Raw genomic sequence first — 25,040 nt, 5'->3', positions numbered from 1 at the left:
CGCCGCGAGTCATGATGCCGCGTTGCCCACCAAGGGGGCGGCGCGGCGTCAGTAATCCCTTTCAAAAAATACGCCCACGCTGGTTTGACCGTCTTGATCAACGCTGCCTTTGGCGGTGATTTCATCGGTCAGGTCCAGGTTCAGGTTGATCTCGGTGTCGCCTTCGCTGGTGATCGTTACGTCGGTATAGATATTTTCGGACAGGTATTTTCCGACCCGCACTGCGGTGGCACCTTCGTCGTCGGTGGTCACATCAAAATCATCCAGCCCGATGTTGCGCCGCAACCGGTCCAAAGCACCACCGCCCCGTCCGGCAAGCGTGCTGATCGCCGACGCAAGCTGGATCGCCTGAAACGGGCTGATACTGTCCAGATTTCGCCCGAAGATCAGCTGCGACAGGACCTCGTCCTGCGGCAGTTCCGGCGTCGAGACAAAGCTGACCTCAGGTTCGCTGGCCGGTCCTTCGACGACGATGTTGATCGTGGTTCCGGTCGGTGTTTCCGTCGCCGCGACCAACCGGATGTAGGGCACGAAGTCGCCCTGCAGCGATGCGCTGCCTTCGGTCAGATTGAAGCGCTGTTGCAGGATATCAATGCGCCCGCGCAACAGGTCGAATCGGCCAACAGGAATGACACTGGCCGTGGTCCCGCCAATGGTCAGGCGCCCGCCCAGTTCCGCGTCAAGACCGCGCCCCCGGATGAATATGCGTGACGGTGCATCAATTACGATATCCAGCGGATAGGCCCGGCCGGGGCGTGCCGCAGCGCCAGCGCCGCCACCGCCACCATTGACCACACCGGCCCGTTGCAGGGTACGCCGCACGGCGGCATCGGCGCCAATGTGCAACACATCGGGCAATGCACCCAATGTGCTGATGCTTGACGACGGCACCTGTATATCGGTCTGCCCAAGCGCCAGCCGCCCCGCCACACGCGCGCCACCCTGCAGCGGTCCGGTCAGTGTGATCGCGCCGGATACCGTTGTGGTGTACAAGGACGGGTCTTTCAAAACCACATCGCCCAGCCGCAATGTCACATCCGCCGTGTTCGGCGCGTTGAACGCGATGGGGCCGGTGATCGCGATGTCGCCGCCGCTTTCGACATTCGCGCGCAGGTCAAGCTGCGCCGCGCCGCCGCTCAGGCGGATCGCGCCGCCGATGTCTTCAAGCGCTTGCGCCAGCGTCGGGGCCGCCAGCCGCCCATTGGCAAAGGTCACCTGACCGCTCAGCGATGAAAGCTGCGGCGGGCCATTCACGGCAAGGTCGAAATTCGCGGTCCCGCTTAGCCGCCGGGGGTCAATGGCGGTATTGGCCAGAGCCAGCGGCGCACTGCCGTCGATAGTGATGTTCAGCTGACCCGTTTGGCTGATTTGGCCGGTGATCTGCGCCTGCAGGCCGCCGGGGCCGGTGCCCTTGGCGTCGATCCCCCAATTGCCATTCTGGTCCAGCGACGCCATCCCGGTGGCGCGGACAGGGCCACTGATCTGGTCCGTCAAAACGCCGACATCGCGCAAACTGGCGTTGAACCGCCCCTGCCCGATGCCCGCGTTGCCGTTCAAGGCGCCCACGACCGAAACCTGCGGCGTCGTCACCTCGAGCGTGCGGACAGACAGAATGTCATCGGCCAGCCCCACGGTCGCATTGACCCGGCCCGTGCCGCGCAACAAGACATCGACCGATGGGTTGCCGATCGCCAAATCCTCGCTGCGCAGGGTGATCTTGGCGTCGAACCCGCTAAGGTCCGGCAGAACGGTGCCGGACACCGCAACATCGACTTGCCCCGCGACAGGCTGCCCGACCAGCGCGCGATAGGCCGCAAGATCGGCGATTTGCCCGCTGAGGTCGCCCGTCACAGCGTAGTCATCAGCAGGCGACGCGACGGTTGCATCCAGCCGTACCGTTGCGCCGGGGCCGACCGCACTGATCGCGACCAGCACCGCATCATCGGGGGCAGGTTCCGCGTTGATAGATACCGTCAATGGGCCGCTCAGGCTGGGGTCAAACACGGCTGCATCGTTGATTTTCAGCGCGATATCAGCCGATGTCGGGCCCCCCGGCTGCACGCTGGCATCGCCGGACAACGTAAGCGCCGGGGTGGTCACGCGCAGCGCCGAAACGCTGAGACTATTCGCAGCCGACCCGGCGACAGCGGCGGACAGGCGGCCCTGCCCGGCCAGCAGCGGATCAACCCGGGCGACGCCCGTCGTCAGGTCCGTCGTTTGTGCGTCGACATTCACATCAAAGCGCAGACCGTCGGTCACCAACGCGCCGCGCAGATACAGTTTCGCGGCGCCACTCAGCGGCCTGCCCGCAATCGTCGCGTAGCGTGCGAGATCGGTGACATCGACCGTCGCTGCCGCGGTGATCGTCTGCCCAACCTCTGCGGGATTGACGGTGCCGGCCGCGTCAACGGTCGCGGCAGGGCCGGTGCCGGCGATCTTGAAGTCCATCACGCCGGTCGCGTCGCGGGTCACCGTACCGCGTGCCGTGGCGGGGCCTGTGATACCGGGCGCCACCAGCGCGATGTCGTCGAGGCGCGCGTCAAAATCGGCCTCGCTGCCTGCACTGGTCAATGCCGCCGTTGCGGTGATCAATGCCGCTGGCGTTTGTATACGCAGGGTTTCCAACCTTGTGCCGTCGGTGTCGCGCACGGCATTGGCCGTGACCCTGCCCGCGCCCGCCAGCACCGCATCCGCCTGCGCCATGCCGACGGACAAATCACGGGTCGTGCCGTTCAGAACGATATTGAACAGCCCGTCCAGCGGGGTCAGATCGGCGCGGATCGCGATCTCTGCCGCGCCGCCCAAATCCTGACCGACCAGCGTCGAAAAGCGGTCCAGCCCGGCGACCGTGACATTGGCCGTGGCCTGCGTGCGCAGCCCGGATTTTGGCCCGTCTATCGTCGCCTCGGCACGGGCGTTCAGGCCAGCACCGTTCAGCGTAAACCGCGAAATCCGGATCGGGGCACCTTCGACGCGGCGGGCAACGAATTCGCCTGTGACCGCATTGCCAAAGGCCCGCGACACGGCAGCATCATCAAGCTGCACACCGGTGGCGCCATAGCGCAGGTTGGCCGTGACCTGACCGATCAGATCGCCTTCGCCCGGTTGCAGGATACCGCCGCCCTGGGCCGTAATCGTGCCAATCCCAAGGCCCGGACGCTGCAGCCCGCGCACCGTGATATCGGCCTGCCAATCGTCCGACTGGCTGGTGTCGTAGTTGATGGCAAGCGATGCCCCATCCACAAATGTCTTGGGTCCCGTCAGCGGCAACAAGACCGATACGCCGTCGGCCGCATTGATCCCGCCGGTCAGGCGGATCAGCGTGGGCCACCCCTGCGCGCCCACACGAATGGCGCCCGACAGGTTCAGCCGCTGTGCCTGCAGTTCGAGTTCCGAGATATCAATCCGGCCATCGTCCGCCAGCAGTGCCTCGGCGGTCAGGCTGGCGCTGGTGCCAAAGAAGGCCTGATATTCAGGCGCAAAAAGCGGCGACACATCACCGCCCAAATCAAGCTGTATCCGGCGCCCGGCGTCCGTGGTGGTAATGCCGAAGGTGCCATTCAGGCGGTCCTGACCGTCGGTCGCCACGGCCAGAGTGGCCGCATAGCTGTCGGTCGGCGCGGTGCCTGCGATTTCAAGCCGAACCGCTGGCCTGCCGGGCAGGTCCAGCAGACGCGCCGCGATTCCATCCGGCCCCTCCTCGAGCTTGAGCGACAGGCCCAGAAGTTGCGTTTCATTGGCATAGCTACCGATCAGTTCGAACGCACCCGCCTTGCCATCCAAACGCTGGGCCAGCACATTTGCCGCGCCTTGGCCATCGGCCAGCTGGGCACTGCCGGACAGGCGGATCGCGATGGGTTCCCCCAGAAATACATCGCTCAATTCGATCCGGTCGATGTTCAGCTTATCAATCGAAATGCCCACTGGCAGTTCCGGCAGCGAAAACGGCTGCGCCTCGGGCGCGGGCCCTGCACTGGCTTGGGTGACCGGGGCACGCGCCACGACGATGCGCGCCGCGCTGAGTTCCTGCACGTCGATCTGCCCACGCAACAGCGCTGCCCTGCTCCAGGTCAGCACGATACCTTCCAGCGTCAGCCAAACCCCATCCGTATCGGCGATCGTCAGCCTATCAATCGTCGCTTCAGAGCTAAGCGCGCCCGCAAAGCCGATGATGTTCACCTGGCGGCCCGCACCCGACAGGTTGTCTTCGATCAACTGCGCCAGATAGCCCTTGTCCTGCTCCTCCTGGCTTTGGGCCAAGGCGGCGACGGGTGCGATCAGCAGTGCGAAGATCAGTAAGAAATGTCTCAAAACGCTTGCCCAATCCCGATATAAACCTGCACGCTTTCGCCTGCGTTGTCGCCACTTGCCGGTGTCGCGATATCCAGCCGGATCGGCCCGATCCCGGTGTCATAGCGCAGCCCGATCCCCGCGCCTGCATGCCAATCACCATCTTCCAGCGGCACCGCCGTATCGCCCACATGTCCGATGTCATAGAACCCAACCAGCGCGATCTTGTCGCGTAGGGCAAATCGCGCCTCAAGCTGGGCACCGGCAAACGACGTGCCGCCGGTCGTCACCGTTTCGGTGCCTATGATCCGGTCTATACCCAACGACTTGTAAGGTTGCCCCCGCACGGTACCGCCACCGCCGGAATAGAACAGATAGTCCGCAGGCGCCTCGTCAATCCCGGCACCGGCAAGGCTGCCCAGCTGGCCACGGGCGGCGAACGTCAGGCGGCGCGTTACACCAAAGCTGTAGTAGGCACGCGCGTCCGCGAAAAAGCGGGCGCCGCTCACATCGCCCCGCAGGCCGACAAAGGGCGTGCTGTGGACATCAATGTAGTACCCCGTGCTTGCATTTGTCGGACTATCCCGGCGATCAAGCGTGGCTTTCAACGGCAGCGTCAGCAGCGTGTATTCGCGGGTGCTGAGCGCCGTTTCCTCGCGTGCGGTCAGCAGGCCAACACCCACTTCGACCGTCAGACCATCGCCCAAGATGCGCGAAAAGCCGACCTCGGTTGCGATCTTGTCGATCAGGTAATCCGGCTCATCCTCGCGCGATATTTCACCACGGATGAAAAGCTCGGTATCGGGGCCAAAGGTCGCTGGCCGCACGAAATTGCCGCGCAGTGCATAGTCGACGCCGCCGGTTTCCCCTTCGATTCCGGCGATTTCACCGTCAATGCGCAGCCGTTCGGCCCCGCCCAGCAGATTGCGGTGCAGCCAGAACGACGACACCGTCACCCCTTCGATCGACGACAGTTCAATGCCGAAACCGATCCGGCGCGGCTTGCCTTCGGCCAATTGCGCGTTGATATCCAGCGTGTCACCCGGCCCAACGGTGTCGGCTTCGGTCAGGGCCACGCTGTCAAATGTGCCGGTCCGGCGCAAACGCTGCAAGGCGTCTGCAATCGCGTCGGGCGTATATACCGCACCGCTGGGCAGACCGGCGATCTGACGAATACGGTCTGTGCTGACGGCTTTGTTGCCCGTCACCTGCAGCGCACCAAAGCGCAGCCGTGGACCGGGCGCGAGCACAACATCCACATCAAGCTGATTGTCGGCATGGCGGGCGATGATTTGCTGATTGGCGGCGCGCGCCTTGGCATGCCCCTGCGCGCGCCAGCTTGTCAGACCAGCCGCCACAGCGCCCTCGATCCGGCCAGATTGCGCGATCTCGCCGGTTGCAAATTCATCTGGCAAGACGGCCTGCGGCGGCAGCGGCGCGATGCGCACCGCACCAAAGGTGAAACGCGGCCCCGCGATGACACGGATCGCGATTTCGTTGATCGCCGACGGCGCCGACAGCGGATCAAGCGCTGCCGCTTCGACCCCATCAATTGTGATCGACACCGTCCCCGCATAATAACCCGCCGCGTAAAGCGCCGTCAGCAAGCGCCGGTAATCGGCACGGGCTGCCGCGATATAGTCTTGCGGCACCGCGTCCGGCTTGTCCGCAAGGTCGCGCAGCAGCGATGCTTCGTCCAGCGCGCCCCGCGCGGTATCGCTGACCAGCTGGACATCTTGTGCCGCCGCACCACTTGCGCCCAGAATAAAGGCCATGATGAACCAAATTTTCTTCAACGATAAAGGCCCCCTTGGCCATCAGCAAATCAGTGCAGCCATCTAGTGTCCAACGCCCGACAGACAAGGAAGACCCAAGGCCATTCACTTCCGGGTCAGTGCGCCGTGCGATGCCGCTATGCGTCGTTTTTCGCCAGACCGACGCAGGACACCACACTGACATATTTAACACGAAGGACATCGCAAACCCACCCCCCAACACCCTTGCGCGCGCCCTGCTTGGCGATGCGGCTGTGGCATATGGGGGCCAGTTTCGCGACGCGGACGATATTGCGCGCATTGTCGCCGATGTTCCACGACACGAACCGCCACGTCGCGCGATGCCGGTGCGGGGCCGGTGCGGGGCCGGTGCGGGGCCGGTGCGGGGCCGGTGCGATAACGATTAGGCGAAGGGATCGACCGGATAGCGCACCCCGGCCAGATAAAGCCCCTGCGGTGGGCAGACCGGGCCGCAAGCGGCGCGGTTTCTGGCCACAAGCGCCCGTGTCACATCATCAGGGGTCCAAGCGCCGGCGCCGACCCGTTCGAGGGTGCCGACAAAGCTGCGCAACTGATTGTGCAGGAACGAACGGGCGCGCACGTAAAACTGGTACTCGGTGCCGATGCGGCGCGGAATTGCCGTGACCCGCAGTTCGTCCAGCGTCTTCACCGGGCTTTTGGCCTGACAGATCGACGACCGGAACGTCGTGAAATCATGGTGCCCAATCAACCGATCCGCGCCCGCCTGCATCGCATCCGCGTCCAGTTCATGGTTTACCCGCCATATCTGGCCCGCCTCTGACGTCAGCGGCGCACGGCGTGCGATCAGGCGAAAAAGATACTGCCGCTCGACCGCATCAAACCGCGCGTGCCAATCCTGTGCGACCTGCGCACAGGCCACAATGGCGACCGGCGCGGGCTTGAGATGGAAATTGAGCGCCTCTGACAGACGAAACGGGTCCCAGTCACGGGCCAGATCGCAATGCGCCACCTGCCCCGTGGCATGCACCCCGGCATCAGTGCGGCCTGCGGCGGCAATCGTATGCGCGCCGGGCTCCAGCTTGGCCAGCGCGGCTTCGATCGCGGCTTGCACCGACGGGTGATCGTTCTGGCGCTGCCACCCGGAAAAGGGCGCGCCGTGATATTCAACAAGAAGGGCATAACGTGGCATCCGGTCGGAGTAGGCGCACGGCTGCACAAAATCAATCCCTACACATCTGCCCGGCCCTCACCTATCTGTATGCCAAGTAGTGAAAGGGCAGTCATTGGTCATCGCAGCACTCGCCGATCATGTCGCACGCGGCATTGAAGGCGTCACGGATACACTGACGGCACCCTTTTCCGATCAGGTGATCCGGCTTGGCGTCACCGGCCTGTCGCGGGCGGGCAAGACGGTGTTTATCACGTCCCTTGTGGCCAATCTGATGGACCGGGGCCGGATGCCGCAGCTAACCGCGGCGACCAATGGCGCGATCCGCGCCGCGTATTTGCAGCCGCAGCCCGATGATACCATCCCCCGCTTTGCCTACGAGGCGCATCTGGCCCGGCTCACGGCCCCGGACCCCAGCTGGCCCGATGGGACGCTGCGGATCAGTGAACTGCGCCTGTCATTGCGGGTGCAGCCCAGCGGCTTGCTGTCGGGGTTTTCTGGCCCCCGCACCGTCCACATTGATATCGTCGATTATCCCGGCGAATGGCTACTGGACCTAGGGCTGCTGGATCAGACCTATGCCGCATGGTCCAAGGCCGCGCTTGTCCGCGCCACAGGGCGGCCCGGCGGCGATGCCTATTTGCAGATGCTGAACGGCTGCGATGCAAACGTCGCGCTGGATGAACCACAAGCGCTGGGGCTTGCCGCCTGTTTTACCGCGCATCTGAACCAAAGCCGTGCGGCGGGTTTTTCCGACTGCACGCCCGGGCGTTTCTTGCTGCCCGGTGACCTTGCCGGGTCGCCCGTACTGACCTTTGCCCCACTGCCCGGCGGGCCGTTCGCGCGCCACTCGCTTGGCCGCGAGTTCGAGCGGCGGTTTGAAAGCTACAAGCGCAATATCGTGCGGCCGTTCTTTCGCGATCACTTTGCCAAGATCGACCGCCAGATCGTGCTGGTGGATGTGCTGGGCGCGATCCACGCCGGGCCGGCGGCACTTGATGATCTGCGCAGCGCGATGGCCCGTATCCTCGGGGCATTCAAGCCCGGGCGCAATGCGTTCCTGACCCGGATTTTCAACGGGCGCCGGGTGGAAAAAATCCTGTTCGCGGCGACCAAGGCCGACCACCTGCATCACAGCCAGCACCCCCAGCTGAGCGCCATCACCGAGGCGCTGCTGCGCGAGGCGCGCGACCGCGCCGATTTCGCAGGCGCCAAGACCGCCGCCATGTCCATTGCGGCCCTGCGCACAACGGTCGAGGAAACGATTGACCATAAGGACGGCCCACTGGATGTGGTGCGGGGGCGACTGCTCGACAGTGGGAAACAGGCGGCGTTCTATCCCGGCAAACTGCCCACGGACCCCGCGCATCTGCTTGCCCCGGCCCGTGAAGGCGCCGCGCACTGGCTTGATGCTGACTATAGCGTGATGAACTTTGCGCCCGCCCGGCTGACACTGCGCCCCGGCGATGGGCCCCCGCACATCCGGTTGGACAAGGCCGCGCAGTTCCTGATCGGAGACAAGTTATGAAGACAGGCCCGGTTCTGATTGATCTGGACGATGCAAATGTGGCGCAGCCCGATGCGGCCCCTGCAGTGCCCGACGGCGTGGACGACCCGCAGCGCGCTGCGATGCAGCAGGTGGCCGCATTGGCCGCCCGCCGCCCGTCGCGTCTGGCGCGGTGGTTTTGGTCACTGGCGTTTTCCCTGACCGGCTTTATCGTGTCATTGGCGGCTTGGGATTACGTGAACACATTGCTGGACCGGTCCCCGTTGCTTGGCGGTATTGCAACGATCCTGATCAGCCTTCTGGTGGTGGTTTTAGGGGTCATGGCGCTGCGTGAACTTGCGGCCTTTGGCCGGTTGCGCCGTCTGGATCAGATTCAGCGCATGGCGCGCGACGCGCTCGATAGCCATGATTTGATGGCGGCGCGTGATGTGGTGGGGGCATTGGACCGGCTATATGCAAACCGCGCTGACACCGCGTGGGGCCGGGCCGAGATGCAGGAACGGCACAGCGATGTGTTGGACGCCGATGGCCTGCTGGGCCTTGCCGAAACCACCCTGCTTGCCCCGCTTGATGCCCGCGCCACCCGCGAGGTCGAAGCAGCCGCACGACAAGTCGCCACCGTCACGGCGATTGTTCCCATCGCGCTGGCCGACCTGTTCACAGCCCTGACCGCGAACCTGCGGATGATCCGCCGGATCGCCGAAGTCTACGGCGGGCGGGCGGGCACATTCGGCAGTTGGCGGCTGACCCGGACCGTGCTGACCCATCTGGTCGCAACCGGTGCGGTGGCCGTGGGCGATGATCTGATCGGATCAATCGCGGGCGGTGGGGTGTTGTCCAAAGTTTCGCGGCGCTTTGGCGAGGGTGTGATCAACGGCGCACTGACCGCGCGCGTTGGCGTCGCCGCGATAGAGGTCTGCCGGCCCCTGCCATTTCATGCCGCAAGACGGCCCTCTGTGACAGCCCTTGTCCGGCGGGCGCTGACCGGGCTTTTTGGGCGGGCGTAACGCATTTCGAACGCCGGAAAACCACCGTCCGGGGTGCCGACCGAATTTCCGGGCATTTGATCTTGCGATGCTTAGCGCAGGCGCGGCGCGGGACCGACGGGCAGCGGGCCAACCCAGACAAAGCCGTCGCGGAACATGATCGGCAACTCAAGCATCTGGCCATCCGGCGCCATTGTGGCCACCACATTCACCACAGTCGGCGCAACACCGGGATCAATGGCGCCTGCACTGACCAACAGCGCAATGATTTCGCGCCACTGCGCCGTTCGAACGGTGACGCGCCCGTTCAAGACGCCCAGCGCGTCAATATCCACAGCGCCATCCGCGCGCACCCCGAGATCCCCCCAATCAAGAACAAAGCTATTCAGCACGACCCGCTGCGCCACCGGCAGTGAATTTTGGCCGTCAAAGGCATGCCGGTCAAGCGCACGATCCAGCGTGACGGTGCTGTCCAAGGCAATCCGCGTAATCGTCTGCGGCAACCGCGCCTGTGGGTCGATCCGGTGCAGTGCGGTCGCGGGCAATGTCAGTTGGTCCGCATCAACGTAGATGTCATAGCTGTTGCCCGCACCCGGCTTGGCACGCATCGCGGCAATCGCGCGGTCCAGACCAGCCGTCCAACCGAAATCGGAAACGACCGTCGTCGCGGCGGCATCCAACGTGACGGCATCAAACGAAAGATCGGTGTTCGCCGCAACACCTGCGCTGGCGCGCAACCTGTCGCCGGTGATGCGCATATTCTGGTCACCAAACCGCAGTGTCTGGTCGTTGGGAAAGGCCACGATGACCCGGTTGGGCCGATAGCTCAGCGCGAAGACCTGTACGAACGGGGCCGCCCATGACCACAGCCCGTCAGGGGATGTCAGCACCAGATCACTGGCCGTTGTGTCAAAGCGCGACGGAAAGCCGCGCAGTTGCAAATCGCGATACGCGACCCCCCAGCCGTCCCGCTGCGCCGCGCTGATCTGCGTCGCGGCACCCTGCTTGACCGCGAAAGCGCCCAGAACCCAATACCCGCTGTAAAGCGCGGCAAGCAATCCCACCAGAAATGTCAGCCGCCGCATTTGGTTCTCCTGCACCAGACCACGGCGCTGGTTTAGCGACTGCCGGGCCGCATCGCCAGTCCCGTGATAACCTGTGCCAGTCAAAGAAAAAATTTTCCAGTTGATCAAAATTTGTTTTTGTCTCAGCATGAGGTTTATGTTTGCTTCATTGCGCAGCACCATTGTCATGCCGATAGTGGTGAACGCGTTTTGGGCCAGCCGACGATGCCCCGACGTAAGGACTGTGCCTATGCGAGATCAGGTAGAAGCGATTGCGTTGCAGGCAATCCCGGCAAATCCGGGGGTAGGAAAAAAGTTTGCAGCCCAAAGTGCTGTCGCAAGAACAGCGTAAAAGTCGTGGCCGGGTCGCCCGGCCATCCGACAATCCAAGAACATGATCTTCAACAGGAGAAAATTGACATGTCACTGAAACGAAATATCGCCTCTGGCCTGCTGCTCAGCGCGCTCAGTGCGACAACACTGGCGGCACAGACGCTGGTGTATTGCTCCGAAGGCTCACCCGAAGGCTTTGACCCCGCGCTTTATACCTCGGGCACCACGTTCGATGCGTCGTCGCACCCGATCTACAACCGCTTGACCGAGTTTGACACCGGGACCACGAACGTCATCCCGGGTCTGGCCGAAAGCTGGGAAGCATCCGCAGACGGTCTGGAATACACCTTCAAACTGCGTCAGGGCGTGGCATTCCACGCCAACGAAATGTTCACACCGACGCGCGACTTCAACGCCGACGACGTGATCTTCAGCTTTGAGCGTCAGCGGCTTGCTGACCACCCGTACAACGGCGTGTCGGGCGGCACATGGGAATACTTTGAAGGCATGTCGATGCCCGATCTGGTCGCCTCTGTTGAAAAAATCGACGATTATACCGTTAAATTCGTGCTGACCCGCCGCGAGGCTCCGTTTATCGCCAATATGGCGATGGATTTCGCGTCTATCCTGTCGGCTGAATATGCCGATGCGATGATGGCCGCCGGCACGCCGGAGATGCTGAATCAGGCCCCTATCGGCACTGGCCCGTTCAGCTTTGTCGCCTATCAAAAAGACGCGGTAATCCGCTATACCACCAACCCCGATTACTGGAACGGCGCGTCCGAGCTGGAAAACCTGATCTTTGCGATCACGCCCGACGCATCCGTGCGTTATCAAAAGCTGCAGGCGGGTGAATGCCACGTCATGCCATACCCCAACCCCGCCGATGTCGAAGCGATGAAGGCCGATGACGGTGTCAACGTGTTGGAACAGGAAGGTCTGAACGTGGGCTATCTGGCCTACAACACGCAGATGGCGCCATTTGACAACCCCGATGTGCGCAAGGCCCTGAACATGGCCATCGACAAGCAAGCGATCATCGACGTGGTATTTCAGGGCTCCGGTCAGATCGCCAAGAACCCGATCCCGCCAACCATGTGGTCCTACAACGACGCTGTCGTTGACGACCCCTATGATCCAGAAGCCGCCAAAGCCGCATTGGAAGCGGCTGGCGTGACGGACCTGACGTTGAAAATCTGGGCAATGCCGGTTCAGCGCCCCTATAACCCCAACGCCCGCCGCATGGCCGAGCTGATGCAGGAAGACTTTGCCAAGATCGGCGTCACGGTTGAAATTGTGTCCTACGAATGGGGCGAGTATCTGTCCCGGTCGTCCGATATTGACCGCGACGGCGCCGTTCTGCTGGGTTGGACGGGTGACAACGGTGATCCAGACAACTTCCTGGCCGTGCTGCTGGGTTGTGACGGTGTAACCAACTCGAACCGGGCGCAATGGTGCCATCAGCCGTTCGAGGATCTGATCCAAGCCGCCAAGATCGAAACCGATCAGGCTGAACGGACCCGTCTGTACGAAGAGGCGCAGGTCGTCTTCAAGGATCAGGCACCTTGGGCCACCATCGCCCACTCGGTTGTTTACATGCCGATGCGCCCCGAAGTCGAAGGCTATATCGTGCATCCGCTGGGTGGTCACATCTTCTACGGTGTAAGCCTGACTGAATAAGTCCAAACGTCCGGGGCCACATGTCTGGCCCCGGACACCCCCCGCCGGAGTTTTCCATGACAGATCGTTTTTCAGACCTGCGCCTTGTCGCGTCCGCCCTTGGTGTTGACGCCGTTGCACTGGTCCCCGGCCCAAATTTCACGCGCGCAGTTGGTCAGGCCTTTGGCAGCCACGAACGCCCGTTTGTTCTCATCATCGGCGCCCAAGGCCCCGATGCCGCCCTCGTCCCCAATCTCGAACTGGGATCATGGGCGCAGGTTGGCTTTGAAGGCCGCGTGTTCGACTGGCGCGATCAGGACGGCTATCAGCCCGCGTTCGATGCGCTGGGGGATCATCTGAAACTGACGTCGCTTGCGGTCGAAGGTCAGGTAATGCGCGTCTTTACACATCATGCCCTGCTGGCCGCCATGCCCGATTTGAAGATCATCGACGGCGAAAAGGCCATTTCTGGCCTGCGTGCGATCAAGACAGATGCCGACATCCGCGCCTTGCAAGCCGCCATTGATATTTCTGAGGCGGCGCTGCGACAGACCCTTGATCAGGTCCGCGTCGGCCAATCTGAAACCCAAATCGAACAGATGCTGGTGCAGGCGCTGTTTGCGCATGGTGCCGACGCGCTGTCATTTCCGCCCATTGTCGCCGCTGGCGATAATTCCGCCATGCCCCACGCCCACGCCCGCGCTGATTATGCGGTAAAAGAAGGCGATGCGCTGCTTTTGGACTTCGGCGCGCGCAAACATGGGTTTGCCGCCGATATCACCCGCACCGTGTTTATCGGACATGCGACCGACGAAGGCCGCGCCGTCTATGATACCGTGCTGCGCGCCAATCTGGCCGGTCATGCCATCGCGCGGCCCGGTGTCACCGCACACGACATTGACGACGCAGTGACCCGCGTGCTCGAGGCGTCACCCTTTGCCGCGCGGATTCGCACGAAAACCGGACACGGCCTTGGCCGCGAGGTTCACGAGGCGCCTTATATCATGCGCGGCAATCCCGAGGTGATGCAAACCGGCATGGTCTGGACCAACGAACCCGGCCTTTACGATATCGGCAATTTTGGCGTGCGGATCGAAGATGACGTGCTGATCACGGATGCCGGCTGCCGTTCACTCACGTCGTTCCCAAAAGACCTGATGATCGTGGGGGCCGCCTGATGCTGCGCTACATTCTTGCCCGTCTGGTGACGTTCGTCCCGACATTCATCGGCGTGACCCTGATTTCATTCGCCTTCATCCGCGTTCTGCCGGGTGATCCGATCATCGTCATGGCTGGCGAACGCGGCATGACCGAGGAACGCTATCAATCGCTGGTCGAAGAGCTGGGTTTCGACCGCCCGGTATTGGAACAATACTGGCACTATCTGGGCGGCATTGTGCAGGGTGATCTGGGCCAAAGCTTTGTCACCAAGCGCCCGGTTTGGGACGAATTTTTCGCGCTGTTCCCCGCCACGCTGGAACTGTCGATCTGCGCGATGATCCTTGCCATCGCCCTTGGCCTGCCTGCGGGGGTGATCGCGGCGGTGAACCGGGGCAAGTTCTTTGACCGGGCGCTGATGTCTACCGCATTGGTGGGGTATTCGATGCCGATCTTCTGGTGGGCGCTGCTGCTGATCATCGTATTCAGCGGCAACCTTGCCTGGACGCCGGTATCGGGGCGGATCGACCTGTTGTATTACTTTGACAACACGACCGGCTTTATGCTGATCGACAGTATCCTGTCAGGGCAAAAAGGTGCGTTCGGCTCTGCCGTGCGGCACCTGATTTTGCCGACCATTGTGCTGGGAACGATCCCGCTGGCCGTCATCGCGCGGCAAACCCGGTCTGCCATGCTCGAAGTACTGAGCGAGGATTACATCCGTACCGCCCGCGCCAAGGGTCTGTCGCCCGCCCGGATCAACGGGGTGCATGCGCTGCGCAATGCCCTGATCCCGGTGATCACGGTGATCGGTCTGTCCATCGGCACCCTGCTTGCCGGTGCTATCCTGACCGAAACGATCTTTAGCTGGCCGGGCATCGGCAAGTGGATGGTCGATAGCATTTCGCGCCGCGACTATCCCGTGGTGCAGGGTGGTCTGCTGCTGATCGCCGTCATGGTGATGATCGTGAACCTGATCGTTGACGTGCTGTATGGCTTCATTAACCCCAAAATTCGGAAACGCTGATGACCACTGCCGTAAATCCCACCGACCGGCCCGGTCGCCTTGCAGAATTCTGGTACTATTTCCGGGAAAACCGCGGGGCTGTGATCGGGCTGTATGTCTTTGCCGCGATCGTCGTCATGGCATTGGGCGCGCCGATCCTTGCCCCCTACGGGCCGACCGAACAGTTCCGGCAAAACACGCTGGTCCCGCCGTTCTGGCAGGAAGGTGGCACCACCCAGTTTCTGCTGGGCACCGATGCGGTTGGCCGCGACATGCTGTCCCGTCTGCTGCATGGCGCGCGCTATTCGCTGTTCGTCGGTGTCGTTGTCGTGGGGATTGCCGCCTCTGTCGGTATCTTGCTGGGGCTTGTGGCGGGCTTTGCGCCGAAATGGCTTGATACGATCATCATGCGGATCATGGATATCATCCTTGCGTTTCCATCGCTTCTGCTGGCGCTGGTGCTGGTCGCGATCCTGGGTCCTTCGCTGATCAATGCGATGATCGCCATCGCGATTGTGCAGCAACCACACTATGTCCGGCTGGCGCGCGCGTCGGTCTTGGGTGAGCTGTCCAAAGACTACGTCACCTCGGCCCGCGTGGCCGGCGCGGGGATATTCCGGCGGATGTTCATCACGGTCCTGCCCAACTGCCTTGCGCCGATCATCGTGCAGGCGGCGCTGTCGTTTTCATCGGCCATTCTGGACGCTGCCGCGCTTGGTTTTCTGGGGATGGGCGCGCAGCCACCCACGCCTGAATGGGGCACGATGCTTGCCGATTCGCGCGAATTTATCTTGCGCGCGTGGTGGGTCGTGACCTTTCCCGGCCTTGCCATCCTGATCACGGTTCTGGCCATCAACCTGATGGGTGACGGCCTGCGCGACGCCCTTGACCCCAAACTGAAGAGAAGCTGATATGCCGCTTCTGGAAATACGCAACCTCTGTGTCGATTTCTCGACCGCATCCGGGCAATTCCGGGCTGTGGACGGGGTTGATGTAACGGTCGATAATGCCGAAATTCTGGCCATCGTCGGCGAAAGCGGGTCGGGCAAATCAGTGTCGATGCTGGCAATGATGGGCCTGTTGCCATGGACCGCGACCGTCACTGCCGACGTGCTGAACTTTGACGGCAACGACCTGAAAGACGTATCGGGCCGCAAACGCCGCAGCCTGATCGGCAAAGACATGGCGATGATCTTTCAAGAACCGATGTCGTCGCTCAATCCCTGTTTCACCGTGGGTTTCCAGATCAAGGAGGCGCTGCGCCAACACCTGAAGCTAAGCCGCAAAGAACGCCATATACGCGCGATTGATCTGCTTGATCAGGTGGGCATCCCAGACGCGGAACGCCGGTTGGGCGTCTATCCGCATCAGTTGTCGGGCGGCATGAACCAGCGGGTGATGATCGCCATGGCCATCGCGTGCAAACCGCGCCTGTTGATCGCAGATGAACCCACGACCGCGCTGGACGTGACCATTCAGGCGCAGATACTGGACCTGCTTACCGGGCTTCAGGCCGAAACCGGCATGGGGCTTATCCTGATCACCCATGACATGGGCGTTGTGGCCGAAACCGCCGAACGTGTCAGCGTGCAATACGCCGGTCAAAAGGTCGAAGAACAGCCTGTCGTCGGCCTGTTTCAAACCCCGCATCACCCCTACACATCCGCCCTGCTGGATGCGTTGCCCGAAAGGGCCACCGGGCGTCACCTGCCCACAATCAAAGGCGTCGTACCGGGCCAGTTTGACCGGCCCGCCGGGTGCCTGTTTTCGCCGCGCTGCGCATTCGCCGATGCCAAATGCCGTGACATCCCACCAGCCCCGCAATCGCCATCGCTGGGGCTGGCGCGCTGCCACTATCCGCTTTCCAAGGGGACCGCCGCATGACCCAACCCATCGTCACCGCCCGCGGCCTGTCGCGCCATTATGACGTCAAGGGCGGGATGTTCAGCAAAGCCCAAGTCGTGCGCGCCCTGTCAGAGGCGACGTTTGACCTGCATCCCGGTCGTACCCTTGCCGTTGTAGGGGAATCGGGTTGCGGTAAATCAACGCTGGCCCGCCTGATTTCGCTGATCGAAGAACCCACAGAAGGTGCGTTCAGCATCAACGGCACCCCCGCCACGCCGGACAACTGGGCGCAACTGCGGTCATCCGTGCAGATCATCTTTCAAGATCCATATGGTTCGCTCAACCCGCGCCAGCGCATCGGCGCCATCCTTGAGGAACCGCTGAAGATCAACCGCCCCGATATGTCAGCCGCCGAACGCACCGCAAAAGCGCGCAAAATGTTGGAAATGGTGGGCCTGCGCACGGAACACTTTGACCGCTACCCGCATATGTTTTCCGGCGGACAGCGCCAGCGGATCGCGGTTGCCCGTGCATTGATGCTGGAACCCAAGGTGCTGGTGCTGGACGAACCCGTCAGTGCGCTGGATTTGTCGATCCAAAGCCAGATCCTGAACCTGCTTGTCGATCTGCAGGACCGGCTGGGGCTAGCCTATCTGTTCATCAGCCACGATCTGTCGGTGGTCAAACATATGGCCGACGACATCATCGTGATGTATCTGGGGCGACCCGTCGAAATGGGCACGATTGACGATGTGCTTTCCAATCCGCGCCACCCCTATACGCGCGCGCTGCTTTCGGCGACGCCCAAGGCGGACCCGACCGCGAAAAAGACCCGGATCAAGCTCGAGGGTGAATTACCGTCGCCACTGAATGTGCCGCCGGGCTGCGCCTTTGCGCCGCGTTGCTGGAAGGTGCAGGACAAATGCCGCACGACTCGGCCCGCACTGGATACGTCCGATCACCCCGCCGCCTGCTTCTTTCCCGAAGACATGGCGAACGGCTGACTAGATCCCGGACATCGGCAGCAACACGCGCACCTGAAGCCCGCCCAGCACAGCCGATTCACCCAGAGTCACCTTACCGCCATAGGCGTGGGCCAGATCGGCGGCAATCGCCAGACCAAGACCGGTTCCCGGCTTGGCCGTATCAAGCCGCTGACCGCTCAGCGTGGCGGTGCCGTAATCGTCTTCTGGAATACCCGGACCGTCGTCTTCGATACATACCTTGATCAGGTCACCGATGCGGGTTGCTGAAATATATATCTTGCTGCCGGACCATTTCAGCGCGTTATCCAGCAGATTACCCATCACTTCTTCAAAATCTTGCTGATCAATCCGAATGCGCAGGTCAGCACCGACATCAAAAGTCAGCGTCTTGTCTTGGTTGGCCGCAAGCGCCTTGAATGCGCGGATCATCCGGCCCAGCGATTCCTCGACATCGGTAAAGGTCCGCATCCCGGCACTGCCCCGATCTGCACGCATCCGGGCGAATGACCGGTTAAGCTGCGCATCCAACCGGTCCAGCGCCGCAAGGGATTCTGCGACCGGAAAGTTACTGTGCCGCAGCTGTTCCAGCTCATTGCGGACAATCGCGGATGGGGTCTTGATCGCATGGGCCAGATCAGCAGCCTGCCTGCGTGACCTGCTCACGATATCACGGTTCCGCTCGAGCAAGGTGTTGATGTCTTTGACCAACGGGGCAACCTCGGTCGGGTAGGCGTCGGGCCGTAACCCATCTTCGCTATCCCAGCGCGTCAGCACATCGTGGCGTAACTTGTTCAGTGGCTTGAACGTGGCGGTAACCTGAAAGAATGTACCGACAACGCCGACAATGGCGATCATGCCGAACGCCAGCATAAGATTACTGCGTTGAAGCCGGCGTTCATCCAAGAGTGTTTGAACAGATGACGCGACCTGTACGTGCCATTGAGAGCCGTCGTCCAACGTCAGCCATTGCGCAATGCTGCGCAACTGCTCGCCCGTCTGATCGACATAGTTGCGCAACGTGATCCCCGCCACCGTGCCGTCGGGCTGTGGCAACAGCGAATCGACCAGCGATTTTGACACAAATAACGCGCCGTCCGCTTTTTGGACCTGCCAGTATTCGCCCGAAAACGGCTTCCCATAGACCGGGTCCCCGATTCCCTGGGCAATGCTATCGGGAGAATCATAGTTATTGGCGACCGCAACCAATGCCTGCGTGTGCCGGTTGCGCAAAAGCTGATCAAACCGGGTCTGGGTCTGCGTATCCAAAAAGGAGGCCATACCGAAAACACCGATCAAAATTGCCAAGGTCGCCCAAATGATACCGCCGGTCAGTGCACGCGCGCGCAGCGATTTCATGCAATGGCTTTGATAACATAGCCCCGACCGCGAACGGTTTGGATCAAATCATCACCAAGCTTTTTGCGCAGTCGGTTCACAAATACCGCAATCGTATTTGAATCGCGGTCGCCATCGTATTGATAGATGTGATCCGACAGTTCCGACCGCGACACGAGCCGATTGCAATTGTGAAAAAGATACGACAGGACAGCGCTTTCTTGCGCTGTCAAACTTTTAGGAATGCCAGCCACCGTGACCTGATTATTGCGGGTATCAAAGCTGATGTCATCTTTTGAAAAAACCGGATTGCTCTGACCTGTTTTCCGCCGGATCATCGCGCGGATTCGCGCGGATAGTTCTGCCATGTGAAATGGTTTTGTCAGATAATCATCTGCCCCTGCGTCCAACCCGTCAACCCGGTCAGACCAACCGTCGCGGGCGGTCAGAATCAGGACAGGCGTGTCGATACCGGTCGCACGCCATGTCTTGAGGACAGTCAGCCCGTCGCGGATCGGAAGACCGATATCCAGGATAATAAGGTCATAGGGCTCTGTGCTACCTAAAAACTCGGCCTCACTACCGTCATGGGCCATGTCAACGACACGACCTTCAGCCTTCAAGACAGTCTTTATTTGTTGCGCGAGCACCTGCTCGTCTTCGGCAATCAGAATACGCATGTGAGATTCTATAGGCCACAGTCGTGGCATAAGTTTGGCAAATCTTAGTCTTTACTTATTTCGTCCGCCACCGTTGCCGCCACCGTTGCCGCCACCGTTGCCGCCACCGTTGCCGCCACCGTTGCCACCGCTGTTGCCGCCACCGTTGTTGCCGCCATTGCTACCATTGCCATCGCCGTTGTTAAGGCTTCGGCCAGGGCTGCTCAGGTTATTGCGCGACTGCGTATTGCCATTGGTGGACGCAGCTGCCGAGACAACTTGCTCACCCGTTTCCGACGATGCGCTGACGGCCTGACCCGTAGCGGCGTCTACCATGATCGACCCAATTTGCCCGTCAGATTGCTGGACCAAAATCCGGTATGTCACGCTCCCGTCAACCAGGAAGGCGCGGATATCGACAACGCTACCGCCGGTAAAGCTTTCAACACCGGCAATCAGTGTGCGTGTTGGAATCGCCGTGCGCGCCGAAACTGCCGCGCGAAGCTCAGACTGCGAAAGCTCTGTGATTTCCGACGTCGCCATTGCGGGCGTCAAGCACACGAGCGCTGCTATGATGTGAGGAGTGAATTTCATGATTTTTTGCCACATCCCCGACTTTGACATGCACGTCGCATTGTCATCACCAGATCGCCGCTTTCCTTTCGTCATGCGTGACCCAACTTGGTCTGTCTGCTCACCCGGTCCAAAATTTCATCAATCTTCGGAAACCGGTCTGTAGATTTGTTTGTTTTATCATCCGTACGCATCGTAGCCAAGACATCGACAGACGTACCTGCGTCCCAATACCGTGACATGCGCCCGCACGTTTCCGAAGCAGAGCGATCATCAGATTGAAACTGTATGTCGTACATGTCCTACTATCCTTGTCAGGTCGCTTGGCCAGATTGATGCGAGATTGATGGTGGTGCGGTTCAATTCAACTAACTGTGAACTTATCATCCGGCAGCAGCGATGAACCGCCAAAAAACAGCCCGTTCATTTTGCGTTCACCTTCGGGAGAGGGGTCCCGCAGGAACGCTGGCCTGGCGCAAAAAAGCGCAAAAACAACTTATAATTCTTAGGTTTAGCCGTCCGCATAGCCCTTGACGCATGGCAAACCTACGAAACTGACGTAACGTCACACAATGGCCCGCCATGCGAAAAGGACAGGTTACCGCCCGATGACATAACCCCAAGACAGAAGGATCGGCCCCAAAAAACCGAATCGTGTTTAGAATCATCGACATATCATCGTGGCTCGCGCGATGTGATTTGAGCGGTTGCGCATTTTTGCGCCGCACAGGACACTGCGCCATGCTTCAGCCACATCACACCATCGGGGCAACCCGCGACGCCTTTGTTTGGAACATCCCCGATGACTATAATATCGGGGTGGATATCAGCGATCGTATTGCCGCCAAGACCCCCAACGACCTGGCGATTATTGATGTGGATCAGGCAGGCCACGTCACAGAGCACAGCTATGCGCAATTGCGCGACGCCGCGAACCAAATCGCCAATCTACTGTCGCACGACATGGCCCCGCGCGACCGAATCGCGGTCCTGCTGCCGCAATGTATGGAAACCGCGGCCGCCCATATCGCGATCACTAAAATGGGCTGCATATCACTGCCGCTGTTCACGTTGTTCGGGCCAGATGCCCTGCGCCACCGGCTGCACGATTCCGGTGCGCGTGCCGTCATCACAAACGCCCAAGGGGCCGCAACGCTGGCGACCCTGCAAGACGGCCTGCCTGACTTGCAGATGATCTACAGCATCGACGGCCCCGGCGCAGACGCCCGCGACCTGCATGCCCTGCGCGCCGATCAGCCGACCACATTCACCGCCGCCAAGACCGGCGCCGATGACCCCGCGATCCTGATCTACACCTCGGGGACCACGGGCGCGCCAAAGGGGGCGCTGCACGCGCACCGCGTGCTGTTGGGCCATCTGCCGGGCGTAGAGATGAGCCATGATTTCTTTCCCCAACCCGGCGACCGGATATGGACCCCCGCCGACTGGGCCTGGATCGGCGGCCTGCTGGATGTGCTGATGCCCGCGCTGCACCACGGTGTGCCGGTGGTGGCCTGCCGGTTTCGCAAGTTCACCGCGCAGGCGGCCTTTGACCTGATCCGCACGCACGACATCCGCAACGCATTTCTGCCGCCGACCGCGCTGAAACTGATGCGCCTTCATACGCCTGACATTGCCGTGCCCATGCGCTCTGTCGCCAGCGGGGGCGAGACACTGGGCAAGGAACTGATCGCATGGGGCCGGCAGGTTTTCGGCACCACGATCAACGAATTCTACGGCCAGACCGAATGCAATATGATCGTGTCCTCCTGCGCCGCGCTGGAACCGGCAGAGCCGGGCGTCATGGGCTTTGCCGTGCCCGGCCATGTGGTCGGCCTGATCAACGAAGACACAGGTCAGCTTTGCCCGACCGGAACCGAGGGCAGCATCGCCGTGCGCGCGCCCGACCCCGTGATGTTTCTTGAATACTGGCAAGACCCTGCGGCGACCGCTGCCAAATTCATCGCCATAGACGGTGAAAAATGGCTGCTGACCGGGGACAAGGGCCGCGAAACGCCGACGGGACGTTTGCAATTCGTCGGGCGCGATGACGATATCATCAGCTCTGGCGGCTACCGTATCGGCCCCGCCGAGATAGAGGATTGCCTGCTCAGTCATCCGGCTGTGCAACTGGCGGGTGTCGTGGGCAAACCTGATCCGATCCGGGGTGCCGTGGTGGCCGCCTATATCCAGCTGGCCAGCGGCTACGCGCCCTCGGATACGCTGGCCCGCGACATTGCGCACCACGTCAAAACCCGGCTCGCTGCCTATGAATACCCGCGGGTCGTGCGCTTTATCGACGCGATGCCGATGACCACAACCGGCAAGATCATCCGCGCCGACCTGCGCCGCCGCGCCGCTGCGGACCCCAGCGATTAACACAGCCAGCATGGCCCGATCATCGGCGCTGCGGATACAAAAAGACCGACGCTGCATATCACTGCAACGTCGGTCCTGTCTTTGTCGTGTGTGGATCAGAAGCTGATTTCGAACGACACCTCTGCACCGACCGCCTCGTAGTCGTCCTGACCCAGACCGTCATAGGTTGCGCGTGCCGTTACCAGACCGCCGCTTTCCATCGTGTACCGGAAGCCAAGTTCGGTCTGGCCGCGCGTGTCGTCGGTTTCTTCCACGCCGTTGTCGAACCGCGACGAGGTCGCGCCGATCCCGCCGATCAGCTCCAGCGCGCCATTGGCCACGTCAATCGGCATGACAAAGTCCAGACCGATCGTCGCATCCGTCATCGTCACGGTCTGCGCCCGCACCAGATTGCTGTCGCCATCGGTATAGGCTTCGCTTTCGTCGGTGACATGCGCCAGATCCAGCCGAGGGATCAGCGTGACCGACGTCAGTTCCATCTTGCCGGTGACACCTAGGGTCAGAATGCTGCGATCACTGCTGAATTCGTCCTCGTAGGTCCCAAAGGGCGACAAGGTGTTCGTCGTCTGACCCATCAGATAGGACGCAGAGAACACCAGCGGCTGATCCGCCATCCGCAGCACGGCATAAGGACCAACCAGCCAACCCGTGCTTTCGAATGTCATCACCGCCTCATCGCTGACAGTGCTGTCAAACTGTGCCATGGCACCCAGCAACACATTCTCGGTCATGGCGATATGCCCACCGACGGCCAGGTTGAAGTACGATGTTTCCAGCGCCCCTTCGGTAGACCAGCGGCCCTGACCGGCAAGCCAGACTGGCCGCTCGGACGAGGTGGTGAGGTCAAAGTTGCCAACGCCCTGCGTGACATTCAGATTGAACGAACCAAACTGGCCACCCAACAAGAACCTGCCGATGCGCGGCTGTGTCGCGATCAATGCGGCGTTGCGCGACTGCATGACCTGGGTGATCATCTCTTCGGTTTCGGTCAATGCAGCGTTTTCTATACTGATCACATCGGACGCTACGTTCAGGTTGGCAAAGTCATCCTGCGCCACACCGCCCGCAACGCTCAGCACGACGGCCTCGCCTGCAATTGGCGTGATCTCAGCGGTGTAGACAGCGCCGGTGCCCGCAAAGGCAGCCACATTTGCCCCCGTCACACCAATATCGCCCAACACAAAGCCGGTCACATTTTCCGAGAAGGTGATCGTCACGGTAAACGGCGATTCATCAATAACGCGCGTAGGTGCGCCGGTGATTGCGACTGTCGGCTGGTCGTAGTCAGGGAACAGGTCAACCGTTGCCGCCAGCGATGTGTAGCCGCGATCGTCGGTGGACGTGACCGTGACTGTACCGCCGGTCATGAGCGCCGCGGAAGTGACGATGAACGCACCACCTGTCGCCGTGACCTCTTGGAAAGTCGTGTCCGGGAAGGTGACACGCACGGTCGAGTCGGTTTCAGCCGTGCCGCCAATAGTCATGGACCGGTCGGCGTTGATGACCGACGTCGTGATGTCAGGCACATCCGGGGCCTGACCCGCGACGATTGTCAGATTGAAGATCACTTCGACCGCCGCATTGCCTTCTGTATCGGTTGCGTTGATCGTGATGGCGTTCAGCCCGACCGGGAAATCATAGGGGGGGGTGATCACATTGCCATCCAGCCGGAAGACAGGCGCAATCCCCGTATCGACGTTGTCATCGACGATCGCGCTGAACGTGATCTCCCGCGTGCCACTTGGGTCCGCCTCGAACGAAACAGCGCCAATCGGACGGATCACCGGTGCTTCGTTATCCTCGACGGTGACGTTAAAGCTGGCGGTGCCGATGTTGGTGTCGCCGTCTGTCGCCTGATAGGTCACGACGGTCGTGCCCAGCGGGAAGGTCGCACCAGATAGTAGACCGACCGTCAGATCAGGCCCGGCGGTAACAGCGACGTTGTCGGTCGCCGTGACGGCGGGATAGGTGACAACAGCCGTCGCCAATCCGGGATCGGTCGAAACGATGATATCCGCAGGCACCGTCACGACCGGCGCTTCGCCATCGGTCACGGTGACCGTAAAGCTGGCGCTGCCGGTGTTGTTTTCCGCGTCCAGCGCCTGATAGGTCACTGTGGTTATGCCCATCGGGAACGCCCCGCCAGAGGCAAGCCCAGCCGTCAGCGACGGCCCGGAGGTCACGCCGACATTGTCAGTCGCAGTTGGTGCGGCATAGGTCACGGTGGCAGAGGACAGACCCGCATCCGCAAACACGCTGATATCATCCGGGACTGTCACGACCGGGTTTTCACCATCGGTGACCGTCACGGTAAAGCTGGCGCTGCCGGTATTAC

17 protein-coding genes are annotated in these 25,040 nt (G+C 61.5%); 9 read left to right on the top strand and 8 right to left on the bottom strand.

The features are described from left to right. Positions 1-48: 48 nt before the first annotated feature. The 3 genes from QZ196_RS08740 to truA all read right to left on the bottom strand — a co-directional run bounded on the left by QZ196_RS08740 (position 49) and on the right by truA (position 7,236). On the bottom strand, positions 49-4,311 hold the full coding sequence (locus tag QZ196_RS08740; protein ID WP_296425548.1) for a translocation/assembly module TamB domain-containing protein: 4,263 nt from the start codon (positions 4,309-4,311) through the stop codon (positions 49-51). Beyond that, positions 4,308-6,086, bottom strand: a complete 1,779-nt coding sequence (locus QZ196_RS08735) for a BamA/TamA family outer membrane protein (RefSeq protein WP_296425546.1) — start codon at positions 6,084-6,086, stop codon at positions 4,308-4,310. The genes QZ196_RS08740 and QZ196_RS08735 overlap by 4 nt, the downstream gene beginning before the upstream one ends. 382 nt (positions 6,087-6,468) lie before the next feature. Continuing rightward, positions 6,469-7,236 carry a tRNA pseudouridine(38-40) synthase TruA gene (gene truA / locus QZ196_RS08730; protein ID WP_296425545.1) on the bottom strand — a complete coding sequence of 256 codons (768 nt, stop codon included), beginning with the start codon at positions 7,234-7,236 and terminating at the stop codon, positions 6,469-6,471. A gap of 94 nt (positions 7,237-7,330) precedes the next feature. On the opposite strand from truA, the gene QZ196_RS08725 reads away from it, so the two are divergent. Then, positions 7,331-8,743 carry a YcjX family protein gene (locus QZ196_RS08725; protein ID WP_296425543.1) on the top strand — a complete coding sequence of 471 codons (1,413 nt, stop codon included), beginning with the start codon at positions 7,331-7,333 and terminating at the stop codon, positions 8,741-8,743. After that, the gene (locus QZ196_RS08720; RefSeq protein WP_296425542.1) at positions 8,740-9,729 is read left to right on the top strand and encodes a TIGR01620 family protein; all 990 of its coding nucleotides are present in this window, start codon (positions 8,740-8,742) and stop codon (positions 9,727-9,729) included. The genes QZ196_RS08725 and QZ196_RS08720 overlap by 4 nt, the downstream gene beginning before the upstream one ends. A 71-nt stretch (positions 9,730-9,800) precedes the next feature. Here the strand turns inward: QZ196_RS08720 and QZ196_RS08715 are convergent, their stop codons facing one another. Then, entirely contained in the window at positions 9,801-10,793 is a 993-nt protein-coding gene (locus QZ196_RS08715; RefSeq protein WP_296425540.1) for a DUF2125 domain-containing protein, read from the bottom strand. A gap of 399 nt (positions 10,794-11,192) precedes the next feature. Between QZ196_RS08715 and QZ196_RS08710 the strand changes: the two genes are divergently transcribed. Genes QZ196_RS08710 through QZ196_RS08685 form a run of 6 tightly spaced genes read left to right on the top strand, consistent with a single transcriptional unit; the run spans position 11,193 to position 17,777 of the window. Next, on the top strand, positions 11,193-12,785 hold the full coding sequence (locus QZ196_RS08710) for an ABC transporter substrate-binding protein (RefSeq protein WP_296425539.1): 1,593 nt from the start codon (positions 11,193-11,195) through the stop codon (positions 12,783-12,785). 56 nt (positions 12,786-12,841) lie between these two features. Next, positions 12,842-13,942: a Xaa-Pro peptidase family protein gene (locus QZ196_RS08705; protein WP_296425538.1), complete on the top strand. Its 1,101-nt coding sequence runs from the start codon at positions 12,842-12,844 to the stop codon at positions 13,940-13,942. Continuing rightward, positions 13,942-14,949, top strand: coding sequence for an ABC transporter permease subunit (locus tag QZ196_RS08700; RefSeq protein WP_296425537.1), 1,008 nt, complete (start codon positions 13,942-13,944; stop codon positions 14,947-14,949). The genes QZ196_RS08705 and QZ196_RS08700 overlap by 1 nt, the downstream gene beginning before the upstream one ends. Next, positions 14,949-15,839 carry an ABC transporter permease subunit gene (locus QZ196_RS08695; protein WP_296425535.1) on the top strand — a complete coding sequence of 297 codons (891 nt, stop codon included), beginning with the start codon at positions 14,949-14,951 and terminating at the stop codon, positions 15,837-15,839. Before QZ196_RS08700 ends, QZ196_RS08695 begins: the two co-directional genes overlap by 1 nt. Position 15,840: 1 nt before the next feature. Further along, a complete protein-coding gene (locus QZ196_RS08690) occupies positions 15,841-16,812 on the top strand; it encodes an ABC transporter ATP-binding protein (RefSeq protein ID WP_296425533.1) in 972 nt (323 codons plus the stop codon). Further along, a complete protein-coding gene (locus QZ196_RS08685; RefSeq protein WP_296425531.1) occupies positions 16,809-17,777 on the top strand; it encodes a dipeptide ABC transporter ATP-binding protein in 969 nt (322 codons plus the stop codon). The genes QZ196_RS08690 and QZ196_RS08685 overlap by 4 nt, the downstream gene beginning before the upstream one ends. On the opposite strand, the gene QZ196_RS08680 is transcribed toward QZ196_RS08685, so the two are convergent. The 3 genes from QZ196_RS08680 to QZ196_RS08670 are packed head-to-tail and all read right to left on the bottom strand — an operon-like array spanning position 17,778 to position 20,347. Further along, a complete protein-coding gene (locus QZ196_RS08680) occupies positions 17,778-19,115 on the bottom strand; it encodes a HAMP domain-containing sensor histidine kinase (protein ID WP_296425529.1) in 1,338 nt (445 codons plus the stop codon). It abuts the gene before it with no gap. Further along, positions 19,112-19,774, bottom strand: a complete 663-nt coding sequence (locus QZ196_RS08675) for a response regulator transcription factor (protein WP_296425526.1) — start codon at positions 19,772-19,774, stop codon at positions 19,112-19,114. The genes QZ196_RS08680 and QZ196_RS08675 overlap by 4 nt, the downstream gene beginning before the upstream one ends. 51 nt (positions 19,775-19,825) lie before the next feature. Next, the gene (locus QZ196_RS08670) at positions 19,826-20,347 is read right to left on the bottom strand and encodes a hypothetical protein (RefSeq protein WP_296425524.1); all 522 of its coding nucleotides are present in this window, start codon (positions 20,345-20,347) and stop codon (positions 19,826-19,828) included. A 720-nt stretch (positions 20,348-21,067) separates the two neighbouring features. Here QZ196_RS08670 and QZ196_RS08665 point away from each other — a divergent pair. Next, positions 21,068-22,705 carry an AMP-binding protein gene (locus tag QZ196_RS08665; RefSeq protein ID WP_296425523.1) on the top strand — a complete coding sequence of 546 codons (1,638 nt, stop codon included), beginning with the start codon at positions 21,068-21,070 and terminating at the stop codon, positions 22,703-22,705. A gap of 95 nt (positions 22,706-22,800) precedes the next feature. Here the strand turns inward: QZ196_RS08665 and QZ196_RS08660 are convergent. After that, on the bottom strand, positions 22,801-25,040 hold a 2,240-nt coding region (locus QZ196_RS08660), incomplete at its 5' end, for an HYR domain-containing protein (protein WP_296425521.1).

It is taken from the genome of Yoonia sp., assembly GCF_017854565.1.
GTDB lineage: Bacteria > Pseudomonadota > Alphaproteobacteria > Rhodobacterales > Rhodobacteraceae > Yoonia.
The sequence above is the reverse complement of the archived record's forward strand: the minus strand, read 5'-3'. Positions and strand labels throughout refer to the sequence as shown.